This window comes from Mycobacterium sp. DL99 (genome assembly GCF_004762045.1).
Lineage (GTDB): Bacteria > Actinomycetota > Actinomycetes > Mycobacteriales > Mycobacteriaceae > Mycobacterium.
Window position 1 is genome coordinate 4585245 of the sequence record NZ_SJOM01000007.1, and the last position, 12054, is coordinate 4597298.

General features: G+C 64.4%; 12 protein-coding genes. 9 read left to right on the top strand and 3 right to left on the bottom strand.

The window, feature by feature from the left end; all coding sequences use genetic code 11:
* Positions 1-9: 9 nt before the first annotated feature.
* Positions 10-1305, bottom strand: a complete 1296-nt coding sequence (locus tag EYZ64_RS22340) for an amidohydrolase family protein (protein WP_135456798.1) — start codon at positions 1303-1305, stop codon at positions 10-12.
* 237 nt (positions 1306-1542) lie between these two features.
* On the opposite strand from EYZ64_RS22340, the gene EYZ64_RS22345 reads away from it, so the two are divergent.
* The 7 genes from EYZ64_RS22345 to EYZ64_RS22375 are packed head-to-tail and all read left to right on the top strand — an operon-like array spanning position 1543 to position 7382.
* Positions 1543-2073 carry a carboxymuconolactone decarboxylase family protein gene (locus EYZ64_RS22345; protein ID WP_135456801.1) on the top strand — a complete coding sequence of 177 codons (531 nt, stop codon included), beginning with the start codon at positions 1543-1545 and terminating at the stop codon, positions 2071-2073.
* Between the two features lie 26 nt (positions 2074-2099).
* The gene (locus EYZ64_RS22350) at positions 2100-3449 is read left to right on the top strand and encodes an aromatic ring-hydroxylating oxygenase subunit alpha (protein ID WP_135456803.1); all 1350 of its coding nucleotides are present in this window, start codon (positions 2100-2102) and stop codon (positions 3447-3449) included.
* A complete protein-coding gene (locus tag EYZ64_RS22355; RefSeq protein ID WP_090435114.1) occupies positions 3442-3771 on the top strand; it encodes a hypothetical protein in 330 nt (109 codons plus the stop codon). The genes EYZ64_RS22350 and EYZ64_RS22355 overlap by 8 nt, the downstream gene beginning before the upstream one ends.
* Positions 3772-3773: 2 nt before the next feature.
* Positions 3774-5015 carry a metal-dependent hydrolase family protein gene (locus EYZ64_RS22360; protein WP_135456805.1) on the top strand — a complete coding sequence of 414 codons (1242 nt, stop codon included), beginning with the start codon at positions 3774-3776 and terminating at the stop codon, positions 5013-5015.
* Entirely contained in the window at positions 4999-5445 is a 447-nt protein-coding gene (locus EYZ64_RS22365; protein WP_019344217.1) for a nuclear transport factor 2 family protein, read from the top strand. The genes EYZ64_RS22360 and EYZ64_RS22365 overlap by 17 nt, the downstream gene beginning before the upstream one ends.
* Positions 5442-6563, top strand: a complete 1122-nt coding sequence (locus EYZ64_RS22370; RefSeq protein ID WP_135456807.1) for an acyl-CoA dehydrogenase family protein — start codon at positions 5442-5444, stop codon at positions 6561-6563. Before EYZ64_RS22365 ends, EYZ64_RS22370 begins: the two co-directional genes overlap by 4 nt.
* A gap of 27 nt (positions 6564-6590) precedes the next feature.
* Complete coding sequence (locus tag EYZ64_RS22375; protein WP_135460185.1) at positions 6591-7382, top strand: acyl-CoA dehydrogenase family protein; 792 nt, start codon at positions 6591-6593, stop codon at positions 7380-7382.
* Positions 7383-7477: 95 nt separating this feature from the next.
* Here EYZ64_RS22375 and EYZ64_RS22380 read toward each other — a convergent pair whose 3' ends face one another.
* Together EYZ64_RS22380 and EYZ64_RS22385 are read right to left on the bottom strand one after the other, a co-directional pair.
* Entirely contained in the window at positions 7478-8959 is a 1482-nt protein-coding gene (locus tag EYZ64_RS22380) for an adenylate/guanylate cyclase domain-containing protein (RefSeq protein ID WP_135456809.1), read from the bottom strand.
* Positions 8960-8975: 16 nt separating this feature from the next.
* On the bottom strand, positions 8976-9758 hold the full coding sequence (locus tag EYZ64_RS22385; RefSeq protein ID WP_044522267.1) for an enoyl-CoA hydratase: 783 nt from the start codon (positions 9756-9758) through the stop codon (positions 8976-8978).
* A gap of 206 nt (positions 9759-9964) precedes the next feature.
* Here EYZ64_RS22385 and EYZ64_RS22390 point away from each other — a divergent pair, with 206 nt between their 5' ends.
* Together EYZ64_RS22390 and EYZ64_RS22400 are read left to right on the top strand one after the other, a co-directional pair.
* Complete coding sequence (locus EYZ64_RS22390; protein ID WP_167857925.1) at positions 9965-10684, top strand: TetR/AcrR family transcriptional regulator; 720 nt, start codon at positions 9965-9967, stop codon at positions 10682-10684.
* Positions 10685-11200: 516 nt separating this feature from the next.
* The gene (locus EYZ64_RS22400) at positions 11201-12046 is read left to right on the top strand and encodes a mycofactocin-coupled SDR family oxidoreductase (RefSeq protein WP_135456813.1); all 846 of its coding nucleotides are present in this window, start codon (positions 11201-11203) and stop codon (positions 12044-12046) included.
* Positions 12047-12054: the final 8 nt, after the last annotated feature.

Below are 12054 nucleotides of genomic sequence, written 5' to 3' on the forward strand. Positions count from 1 at the left end.
TCTCGGCATTCAGTCTCGTGCGCCGGCAACGGCTTTGGCGTTCGCCTGGAAGTCGGCGAAGGTGGTGCCGGTCTTCTCCTTGTGACTCAACGCGCGGATGGACACATCGTGGCCTTCGGCCTGCTTGCGCAGTGCACCGACAGTCGCCTGCTCCTTGGGAACGTGGGCGAAGGGGTCGAAGTGGTAGAGCCGCATGGCGTTCTCATGGGTGATCTTGTTGATCTCGTCGTCGGGAACCTCGTAGGTGTCGAACACCGCGCTCAATTCCTCGGGGGCCCCGGGCCACATCGAGTCGCTGTGCGGGTAGTCCATCTCCCAGCAGATGTTGTCCACGCCGATCTCGTGGCGGTTCTTCACCCCGACAGGGTCGGAGATGAAGCACGTCATGAAGTGCTCCCGGAACACCTCCGACGGCAACTTGCCGCCGAAGTCCTGATGCGTCCACGTCGAGTGCATGTCATAGGTGCGGTCCACCCGGTCCAGGAAGTACGGAATCCACCCGGTGCCGCCTTCGGACAACGCGATCTTCAGACCCGGATAGGCCTTGATCGGCGCTGACCACAACAGATCGGCTGCGGCCTGCACGATGTTCATCGGTTGCAACGTGATCATCACGTCCATCGGGGCGTCCGGCGCCGTGATCGCCAATTTGCCCGACGATCCGATGTGCACGTTCATCACGGTGTCGGTGTCAACCAGGGCCTCCCACAACGGCTTCCAGTACTCCAGGTCGTGGAAGGACGGGTAGCCCAGTGTCGACGGGTTCTCGGTGAAGGTCAGCGAGTGCACGCCCTTCTTCGATACCCGGCGCACCTCGTCGGCGCACAGCTGCGGATCCCAGATCGCCGGAATGGCCATCGGGATGAACCGTCCGGGGTTGGATCCGCACCACTCGTCGATGTGCCAGTCGTTGTAGGCCCGGACCAGCGCCAGCGAGAAGTCGTCATCGTCGGTGGCGAACAATCGCGCGGCGAAACCGGGGAACGAGGGGAAGTTCATGGTGGCCAGCACGCCGCCGGCGTTCATGTCCTTGACCCGCTCATTGGGGTCGTAGCAGCCCTTGCGGATCTCATCGAGCCCCTGGGGCTCCAGTCCGTACTCCTCCTTCGGCCGGCCCGCCACCGCGTTCAGCGCCACGTTCGGGATCACCGTGTCGCGGAACTGCCAGGTGTCGCTGCCGTCGGGGTTGTGCACCAGCCGTGGCGCCTCGTCGCGGTACTTCTCCGGAAGGTGGTTCTTGAACATGTTCGGCGGTTCGATGATGTGGTCGTCGACGCTGATCAGGATCATGTCGTCTTTGTTCACTGCCTCGCTCCGTCCCATTGGCCGTCACATTGGTTCTCTATGAGAGAAAACTAGCTTCTCATCTAGAGAGAATCAATGTCTGAGCCTGCTGACGAGGAGATTTAGCCAGGTCACCTCGCAACCCGACGGGTTCTTGTTGACCATCGCCACAAAAGATGGAAATCTCTTAGTCGGAAATGAGAACCTGATTCTCATCACCGAGAGTCAGTGATGGGTCATCGAGAGGAGAACCGCCCCGTGCGCTTGGCCCCCTTGCCCGCCGAGGAGTGGGACGACGACGTGCGACGAGCACTGTCGGTAATGCTTCCCGAGGAGCGGCTCAATCCCGAGGGAGCGGGAACCGCGCTGTCGACGCTGGCCCGCCACCCCGCGCTGACCAAGGCGTTCCTGCGGTTCAGCAATCATCTGCTGTTCCGCTCGACGCTGGACCCGCAGATGCGAGAGCTTGCCATCCTGCGGATCGCCCATCGCAAGAAATGCGAGTACGAGTGGGCCCACCACGCATTCATCGGCAAGTCCGAGGGACTCACCGATGAGCAGATCGCGAGCAGCACCAGCGGCGAAGGCTCCACCCCCCTCGACCAGTTGGTGCTCGATTCGGTCGACGAACTCGACGGGCAATCGGAGATCTCGGACGGCACCTGGGCCGCCCTGAGCGAGCACCTCACGGAGCGCCAGCGCATGGACCTGGTCTTCACAATCGGCGGCTATGGCCTGATGGCCATGGCTTACAACACCTTTGGAATTGCGCCGGAATCCGGCCACTAACTCCAGAACGAGAAAGTAGGTAGACAATGGCGCACTTCCCCAAGCCAGCTGTCGGCAGCTGGACCGAGAATTGGCCTGAACTGGGCACCGGCCCGGTCAACTACGAGGATTCGATCGATCCCGAGCACTGGAAACTGGAGCAGCAGGCCATCTTCCGCAAGACCTGGCTGCAGATGGGCCGTGTGGAGCTGATCCCCAAGAAGGGCCGGTACATCACCCGCGAGCTGCCGTCCGTCGGCCCCGGCACCTCGATCATCATCGTCAACGACGGCGAGCAGATCCGCGCCTTCTACAACCTGTGCCGCCACCGCGGCAACAAGCTGGTCTGGAACGACTACCCGGGCGAAGAGGTCTCCGGCAGCTGCCGGCAGTTCGTCTGCAAGTACCACGCCTGGCGTTACGACCTCAAGGGCGACCTGACGTTCATCCAGCAGGAGCAGGAGTTCTTCGACGTCGACAAGGCCGACTACCCGCTCAAGCCCGTGCGCTGCGAGGTGTGGGAAGGCTTCATCTTCGTCAACTTCGACGACGACGCGGTGTCGCTTGAGGAGTACCTGGGCGAGTTCGCCGAGGGCCTCAAGGGTTATCCATTCCACGAGATGACCGAGCACTACAGCTACCGCTCCGAGGTCAAGGCCAACTGGAAGCTGTTCATCGACGCGTTCGTCGAGTTCTACCACGCGCCGATCCTGCACATGAAGCAGGCGGAGAAGGAGGAAGCCGAGAAGCTCGCCAAGTTCGGCTTCGAGGCGCTGCACTACGACATCAAGGGCGATCACTCGATGATCTCGTCCTGGGGTGGCATGAGCCCACCGAAGGACCTGAAGATGGTCAAGCCCATCGAGCGCATCCTGCACAGTGGCCTGTTCGGGCCGTGGGATCGCCCCGACATCAAGGGCATCCTGCCCGACGAGCTGCCGCCGGCGATCAACCCCGGCCGGCATTCGACGTGGGGCCAGGACTCGTTCGAGTTCTTCCCGAACTTCACCCTGCTCTTCTGGGCGCCGGGCTGGTATCTGACCTACAACTACTGGCCAACCGGTGTGGACAGCCACATCTTCGAGGCCGACCTGTACTTCGTGCCGCCGAAGAACCTGCGCGAACGACTGTCCCAGGAACTGGCCGCGGTGACGTTCAAGGAGTACGCGTTCCAGGACGCCAACACGCTGGAAGCCACCCAGACGCAGATCGGCACCCGCGCCGTACTCGACTTCCCGCTGTGCGACCAGGAAATCCTGCTGCGCCACCTGCACCACACCGCTCACAATTACGTCGACCGGTACAACGAGGCCAAGGCCAATGGGAATGGTTCAACGAACGGCAATCACGCCGCCCCGAGTGAGAAGGCCGCAGAAAAGGATGCCGCAAATGTCTAAGTTGCCTGAAGAATTCGCCGACCTGGAGCGGTTCAGCGACTGGTGCCTGCCCACCGAGGAGGAGCGCTATCAGAAGCGTCTCAACTCCTCGATGGACGAGATGCAGGAACTCTACGACGCCGGTATGGCGCGCCTCGAGGACATCATGGTCTACGTCGATGCCCGCTTCCCGCTGGCGAGCATGCCGGACGACGCCAAGGCGCTGGTGCATCTCGGTCAATCCGTCGTCATGGTGAGCTTCCCGATCGAGGTGTGGAAGCAACCGCGGGTGCTCGACAGCGGTGCGGCCTACATCAATCTCATCAAGGAGCCGGTGGTTTAGTCGTGTTGACCCTCAAAGCTGCGGGTCTTGTCGACGTCGATGCCGGGACGATCATTCGTCCCGGCATTGTCCGTGTCGACGGGGACCGAATCGTCGCCGTCGGAGACGGCAAAACAGACCCAGTTATAGGTCCTGATGACGAGATCATCGATCTCGGCGACTCCATCCTGCTGCCCGGCCTGATGGACATGGAAGTCAACCTGTTGATGGGCGGCCGCGGTGAGAACCCGGGCCTGTCCCAGGTACAGGACGATCCGCCGACCCGCGTGCTGCGGGCCGTGGGAAATGCCCGCCGCACCCTGCGCGCCGGGTTCACCACCGTGCGCAATCTCGGACTGTTCGTCAAGACCGGCGGATACCTGCTCGACGTCGCGCTGGGCAAGGCCATCGACGCGGGGTGGATCGACGGGCCGCGGATCATCCCCGCCGGCCACGCCATCACCCCCACCGGCGGGCACCTCGATCCGACGATGTTCGCGGCGTTCATGCCGGGCGTGCTGGAGCTGACCATCGAGGAGGGCATCGCCAACGGGGTCGATGAGATCCGCAAGGCGGTGCGCTACCAGATCAAGCACGGAGCTCAGCTGATCAAGGTGTGCTGCTCGGGCGGCGTCATGTCTCTCACCGGCGAAGCTGGGGCACAACACTATTCGGACGAGGAACTCCGCGCCATCGTCGACGAGGCGCACCGGCGCGGGCTGCGCGTCGCGGCCCACACCCACGGCGCCGAGGCCGTCAAACATGCCGTGGACTGCGGCATCGACTGCATCGAGCACGGATTCCTGATGGACGACGAGGCCATCCAGAAGCTGGTCGACAACGATCGGTTCCTGGTCACCACCCGCCGGCTGGCCCAGGCCATGGACGTCTCGAAGGCGCCGAAGGTGTTGCAGGACAAGGCTGCCGAGATGTTCCCGAAGGCCGAGACATCGATCAAGGCGGCGTATGAGGCCGGAGTGAAGATCGCCGTCGGCACCGACGCACCGGCGATCCCGCACGGCAAGAACGCCGACGAGCTCGTCACGCTGGTGGAATGGGGTATGCCCCCGGCAGCGGTGCTGCGCTCGGCCACCACGATCGCCGCGGATCTGATCAATGTCACCGACCGGGGCCGGCTGGCCGAGGGCCTTCTCGCCGACATCATCGCGGTGCCGGGTAACCCACTCGAGGACATCAGCGTTACACAACGTGTGAATTTTGTAATGAAAGGCGGTAAGGTCTTCCGCAATGAGCACATCAACTGATTCCCCGACGCGGACCGAGGATCTGATCGAGATCCAGCAGGTGCTCGCCAAATACGCGGTGACCATCACCCAGGGCGACATCGACGGTCTGATCAGCGTTTTCACCCCCGACGGCACGTACAGCGCATTCGGCGAGACCTACACGCTCAATCGCTTCCCGGTACTGGTGGACGCCGCCCCCAAGGGCCTGTTCATGACCGGCACCGCCCTGATCGACCTGGTCGAAGGGGCCGATACGGCGTCAGGCACCCAGCCGCTGTGTTTCATCGAGCACTCCAAGCACGACATGCGCATCGGCTACTACCGCGACACCTACGAGCGGACCGCCGAGGGCTGGCGGCTGAAGACCCGCGCGATGACCTTCATCCGGCGCAGTGGCGATCACGACCACGGTCGGCCGCACGCGATCGGCAGGCCGGAAGCCGGATGAGCGACTTGTTCGAACCCGCGACATTCCGTACGGCGCTGCAGAGTTGGCTCGCCGACAACGATCTGACACCGCCTGATGACCATTCGTTGGAAGGTCACATGCGCCAGTTCGCCCGGGTGCAGAAGGCGCTGTACGACGGTGGCTGGAGCCGTTACGGCTGGCCCGAGCACGCCGGTGGGCTGGGCGGCCCGGAGATGCTGCGCGCCATCGTCGGCGAGGTAGTGGTGGGCCGCAGGCTGGCCGAACCCGGTCCTTATTCGATGCTCGAAGTGCTGGCGCCGACGATGATCGACTACGCGCCCAAGGAACTGGCCGCCGAGATGGTGCCGAAACTACTGTCCGGCGAAGAACAGTGGTGCCAGGGGTTCTCCGAACCCGGGTCAGGAAGTGACCTGGCATCCCTGACCACCCGTGCGGTCCAGCGCGGCGACAAGTGGGTCATCAACGGCCAGAAGGTCTGGACCAGCTTCGCGCAGTACTCGCACCGGTGCATCCTGCTGACCCGGACCGGCGACGCGGACACTCCCAATCACCAGGCCATCACGGCGTTCTTCGTCGACACCGACGCACCGGGCATCACGGTGCGCCCGTTACGCACCATGCACGATGTCGACGAGTTCTGTGAGGTGTACTTCGACAATGTCGAGGTCGACGCCAACCGGATGCTCGGTAAGCCCGGCGACGGCTGGCAACTGGCGATGGACCTGCTGCCCTATGAGCGCTCGACCTGCTTCTGGCAGCGCATCGCCTACCTGTACTCACGGTTCGACGCGCTCGTCGAAGCGGTGAAACGGCAAGGGCAGGTGGTGGATCCGGACCTCGGAGAGGTCTACCTGGCCCTGCACACGCTGCGCTGCCGGTCAGCGGCCACGCAGCACCGGCTGGCCGAGGGTCACAAACTCGGACCGGACACCTCGATCGACAAGGTGCTGCTGGCGAGCGCCGAACAGCTGCTCTACGACACCGCCCGCAATCTGATGCCCGGCGTCATCGAGCTCGAAGACTCCGAATGGCGCACCGAGTACCTGTACTCGCGCGCCGCGACCATCTACGGCGGCACCGCTGAAGTGCAGCGCAACATCATCGCGCGGCGACTGCTGGACCTCGGGAAGGAGTGAGGCATGGATTCCACGACTGAACCGGGCATGGATGCCCAATCACTCGGCTTGCTCGAAGACACCCTGCGCAGGACCATGCTGTCGGCCTCGGGCCCGGAGCTGGACGCCGCGCTCGCCGAACTGGGCTGGGCGGAGATGCTGTCCGACATGCCCGAAGTCGCCATGCCGCTGGTTTTCCGGCTGCTGGGCGAAACCGGTTCGCATGCTTCGGTTCTCAACGATGTGTTGCTGGAGACCATCGGCGGTCTGCCCGGCGGTACTCCGCCGATGCCCTACGCCGGCGGCACCTGGGTGGTGTGGGAACGCCAGAACAACGAAGGCAACATCACCCTCGGCGGGCTGCCGCTGCGTCAGGTGCCTGATGGGCAGCTGCTGCGGGTGTCCGAAGCCCGACGGGCACTGGGCTGGTGGCTGATCGGTTCGGCCCGGGCGATGCTGACCCTGGCACGCCAGCATGCACTGGACCGGGTCCAGTTCGGAAAGCCGATCTCGTCGTTCCAGGCGGTGCGGCACCGGTTGGCCGAGACACTGGTGGCCATCGAAGGCGCCGAGGCGACGCTGAGCCTGCCCGGCGCGGACAACGTCGACCTAAACTCACTGCTGGCCAAGGCCGCCGCGGGCAAGGCCGCGCTGACCGCGGCCAAGCATTGCCAGCAGGTGCTCGGCGGCATCGGCTTCACCGAAGAGCACGAGTTGCACCAGCACATCAAGCGGGTCCTGGTGCTCGACGGATTGCTGGGCAGTTCAAGGGAACTCACCCGAAAAGCCGGAGCCGGTCTGCGGGCCCGTGGCACGGTGCCGCGCCTGGCCCAGCTGTAGCGTTTCTCTGCCGAGCAGACATAAAACTGCCCCTTTTCGATCGAAAAGGGGCAGTTTTGGTGGGGGCCCCTCCCGCTTGCGGGGGACTGCTCGCGCTAGGGGGTGAGGGGTTCGGCGAAGACCGTGGCCGTCGAACGGCCACGCAGCACCGTCGAACCACGCACCACCCAGTGCTCACCCTCGTCGGCATCGGCATGGGCCAGCGCGCTTCCTGAGCACAACACCGTCGACTCGCGATCCTTGGCGTGGTCAGCCAGCCGCGCCGCCTCGTTGACCGCGTCTCCGATCACCGTGTACTCGTAGCGGTTCTCGGCACCGATGTTGCCTGCGAACACCGATCCGCACGAAATGCCGACGCCGAACTCCACATCCGGCAGCTTGTGCAGCCGTGGCACCAACGCCCGCGCGGTGGCGAGCGCCGAGGAGGCCGGATTGTCCAGCCGTAGCGGCGCGCCGAAGACAGCCAGTACGGCGTCACCCTCGAACTTGTTGATCAGGCCGTGATGCCGCTCGACCGTATCCACCACGATCTTGAAGAACCCGTTGAGCAACTGCGCCACCTCCTGCGGCGGGCGGGAGGCACCCAACGCGGTCGAGCCGACCAGGTCGACATAGAGAACCGCGGCATCACGGACGTCGCCGGTGACCGCCCCGCCCTGCTGCAGCGCATGTCGGGCCACGTCGACCCCGACGTAGCGCCCGAACAGGTCGCGCAACCGGTTCCGCTCGGCCAGGCCGGCCAGCATCCGGTTGAATCCGAATTGGAGCCGGCCGATCTCGGACGACTCGTAGACCCTCACCGAGACACCGGACCAACCGCGTTCGACCGCTTTCATGGCGAGCACGACCTCCCCGACGGGGTCCGATACCGAACGCGCCACCAGGACCATCGACCGAAGTCCGAAGACCAGCGAGATGATGGCCACCACCAACACCGCCGCCTCGACGGGCGCCGTCTTCTGGACGAACCAGCCGTTGGAGCGTGCCAACACGATCAATGCGATGCCTGCCAGGGGCAGCCCGCTGAACAGCGTCCAGATGGTGATCAGCCTGGCCAGCACGCCGGGCATGCGAACTATCGTGGACGAGGACGCGGTCAGCGACGCCGCGACGATCGGCCGCAACATCCGTTGGGTGACCAGGAATCCCATGCAGGCGGCCGCGACGCCGCCGAAAAGGATCGCACCGCCCATCACATACGCGACACCTCCCCCGGCATCGAGATTCAGGAGCGTGTACACGAGCGCGCTCACCGCCCACGTGGTGAACTGGATGATGGTCTGACGCGGCGCGATACGCATTGCGGCGCGTTGCTGTTGCGGCGTCGGATTCTCGCCCGCGGCAAACCATTTGAACGTCGGGTGGACGTTGACCCAACCGACCACGGTATCGACGATCGCCGCCGCGACCATCAGTGCGATCAGGGCAACGAGATTCGCCTGGGTCAACAGCTCCCGCGCATCACCGACGGTGTTGCGGCTGAGCGCCAGCACCACGAACGTCACTGCCGCCGCCGCGGTGGTCTGTGCGTAGATCTGCCTGGCCGCGTAACTCACGCTGAGCCGGATGGCCCCCATATTCAGAGGCCCAGGCCTACTTGATGTTCTGCTTCATCCCGTCGATATCCATCAGCACCGGCCATCCGCTGACGCTAAGCGCATTGCCGTGTCCGGTCTGGTGAATGTCGAACACCGATTGGATCGCGGCGTAGAAACCCTGTACGTCGAGGGTCTGATTGACGGCTCGTTTCGCTTGGCGCAGGGCGAATGCCGGCATCTGGGCGATCTGCGCGGCCAGCTCGGCAGTCTGGGCGTCCAATTCGGCGCGCGGCACCACCCGGTTGACCATGCCCGTGCGCTCGGCCTCCTCTGCGGTCAATGCCCGGCCGGTGAACAGGATCTCCTTGGCCTTGCGGGCACCGAGTTCCCAGGTGTGTCCGTGGTACTCGACACCGCCGATGCCCATCAGTGCCACCGGATCGGAGAACAGCGCATCGTCGGCGGCCAGGATCAGGTCACACGGCCAGCAGAGCAGAAGACCGCCGGAGATGCAGCGCCCCTGCACCGCCGCGATCGACGGCTTGGGCACGTTGCGCCACCGCAGCGTGTACTCCAGATAGCGCCGCGACTCGTGCTCGATGAGAAATTCCAGCGTGATCTTGTCGGGCACCGGCCCACCGCCACGTAGGTCATGCCCCGCGGAGAAGTGCTTGCCGTTGGCCCGCAGGACGATCACCTTCACATCTCGGTCATCGGCAGCCCTGGTCCACGCGGCGTCGAGCTCGTCGAGCAGTTCGGGGTTCTGGGCATTGGCCGCTTCGGGCCGGTTGAGCGTGATCGTGGCGATCGAATCGGCGACGTCGTAGTCGATGTACACGTGTTTCCTTCTGTTCACAGCTGCCACGCGACAGCCGCCCTCGCGACCGCGGCAGCTACCCGCAAACAGCGCCCCGGCGGCGGCAAAATCGATGCGAAACCCTTCTTCTCAAAGGACTTCTATAATTCCCGTCATGAGAATACTATTCTCACAGTACGAAAGTTACAATCTCCGACACGTTGGCCGCGAGGGGGTCTGGCACCACAATGGCAAGGCGTTCTCCGGTACAGTCAGTTCATGTTCTCCCCACTCGACAAGCGTCCGAGCAGCCAGTGACCACCGCTGGCGAAGAACCCGCATGGAAGCAACGAGCTGTCGAGCGGTCAATCAAAACCGCCAAATTGCGCGCCGCCCAGCGCGTGCAACGGTTCCTGGACGCGGCCCAGGCGATCATCATCGAAAAAGGCAGCACCGACTTCACGGTGCAAGAGGTCGTCGACCGCTCCCGCCAGTCGCTACGCAGCTTCTACCTGCAATTCGACGGTAAGCACGAGCTCCTACTGGCGCTGTTCGAGGACGCTTTGAGCCGCTCGGCAGACCAGATCCGGGCCGCCACCTCGACACAGGGCGAGCCGATCGAGCGACTCAAGGTCGCCATTCAGCTGCTGTTCGAATCGTCCCGGCCCGATCCGGCCGCCAAGCGCCCGCTGTTCACCGACTTCGCGCCCCGCTTGCTGGTTTCGCATCCGTCCGAGGTCAAGGTCGCGCACGCACCGCTGCTGGCCCTGCTCACCGAGCTCATGGAGGAGGCCTCCGAGGCCGGCCAGCTGCGCTCCGGGATCAACCCACGACGGATGGCTGCGATGACGATGCAGACGGTGATGTTCGTCGCCCAATCCAGCGGCGGCACCGACGACGCCTCGATCCATCCGATCACCGCCGACGAGGTCTGGGACTTCGTCGCCAACGGATTCGCCGCCAGCTAGCTGAGAACTTCGTTCTCCTAGGGACAGAATTGTCCTTACACTCAGGCGCGCGCCCGATCTCCGGACTCACCGCCGTCGCGTCGCGCTACGGGCGACCGGCACCGCCGGAACCCACGCACCGCGCTCGATTATCGAGCATCCACACGTGGAACTGAGCGGTGTTCACGTCTTCGAGGCCGACAAGGTCGGCACCGACGCCGGCGATCTGCGCGGTCTACACCGCACCCCTGGACATCGACCTGCGGATGCCGATTCCGCTCGATCGGATGACTGCGCCATCCCCGGGCCGTACCGCGAACCCCGCGGTCAACGCCGCGCCCTTCGTATGCGCCGCCGCACCCAGGACCGCCGCGGCGATAGAGACTTGAGAACTTCGTTCTTCTAAGCGGAGAGTACATATTGCCCGAAACGTATCTGTCGTTGACACAGCAGGCGGCCCGGTGACAGAGTTGCTGAGCAGGTGCACAGAATTTCACCGAGTATGCGGCAGACACGAAAACAGAACTGGGGTAATCAATGACTGGACGGGTGGAAGGCAAGGTCGCGTTCGTCACCGGCGCGGCCCGCGGCCAGGGACGTAGCCACGCGGTGCGGCTGGCGCAAGAGGGCGCCGACATCATCGCGATCGACATCTGTGGACCGATCCGGCCCGGCGTGGAGACCGCCATCCCGGCCTCCACCCCCGATGACCTGGCCGAGACCGCCAGCCTCATCAAGGGACTCAACCGCCGCGTCGTCACCGCCGAGGTCGACGTGCGCGACGCCGATGCGATCAAGGCCGCGGTGGACAGCGGTGTCGAGCAGCTCGGCCGCCTCGACATCATCGTGGCCAACGCCGGTATCGGCAACGGCGGCGATGTCCTGCACGAGACGAGCCAGCTCGACTGGGACGAGATGATCGACATCAACCTGTCGGGTGTCTGGAAGTCGGTCAAGGCCGGTGTGCCGCACCTGATCGAAGGCGGCCGCGGTGGCTCGATCATCCTCACCAGCTCGGTCGGCGGGCTCAAGGCGTACCCGCACTGCGGCAACTACGTCGCTGCCAAGCACGGTGTCGTCGGTCTCATGCGCGGCTTCGCCGTCGAGCTGGGCCAGCACAACATCCGCTGCAACAGCGTGCATCCCACGCATGTGGCGACCCCGATGCTGCACAACGACGGCACATTCAAGATGTTCCGGCCCGACCTGGAGAACCCGGGCCCCGACGACATGGCGCCGATCTGCCAGCTGTTCCACACCCTGCCCATCCCGTGGGTCGAGGCGGTGGACATCAGTAACGCCGTGCTGTTCCTGGCCTCCGACGAGGCCCGCTACGTCACCGGCGTGACGCTGCCGGTCGACGCTGGAAGCTGCCTCAAGTAGGTCGGGAC

What these genes read in the sequence shown, in the direction of transcription:
- EYZ64_RS22350 (WP_135456803.1), top strand. Translation starts at nt 2,100, where the DNA reads ATGGCGCACTTCCCCAAGCCAGCTGTCGGCAGCTGGACCGAGAATTGG.
- EYZ64_RS22355 (WP_090435114.1), top strand. Translation starts at nt 3,442, where the DNA reads ATGTCTAAGTTGCCTGAAGAATTCGCCGACCTGGAGCGGTTCAGCGAC.
- EYZ64_RS22365 (WP_019344217.1), top strand. Translation starts at nt 4,999, where the DNA reads ATGAGCACATCAACTGATTCCCCGACGCGGACCGAGGATCTGATCGAG.
- EYZ64_RS22370 (WP_135456807.1), top strand. Translation starts at nt 5,442, where the DNA reads ATGAGCGACTTGTTCGAACCCGCGACATTCCGTACGGCGCTGCAGAGT.
- EYZ64_RS22375 (WP_135460185.1), top strand. Translation starts at nt 6,591, where the DNA reads ATGGATGCCCAATCACTCGGCTTGCTCGAAGACACCCTGCGCAGGACC.
- EYZ64_RS22380 (WP_135456809.1), bottom strand. Translation starts at nt 8,959, where the DNA reads ATGGGGGCCATCCGGCTCAGCGTGAGTTACGCGGCCAGGCAGATCTAC.
- EYZ64_RS22390 (WP_167857925.1), top strand. Translation starts at nt 9,965, where the DNA reads ATGGCAAGGCGTTCTCCGGTACAGTCAGTTCATGTTCTCCCCACTCGA.
- EYZ64_RS22400 (WP_135456813.1), top strand. Translation starts at nt 11,201, where the DNA reads ATGACTGGACGGGTGGAAGGCAAGGTCGCGTTCGTCACCGGCGCGGCC.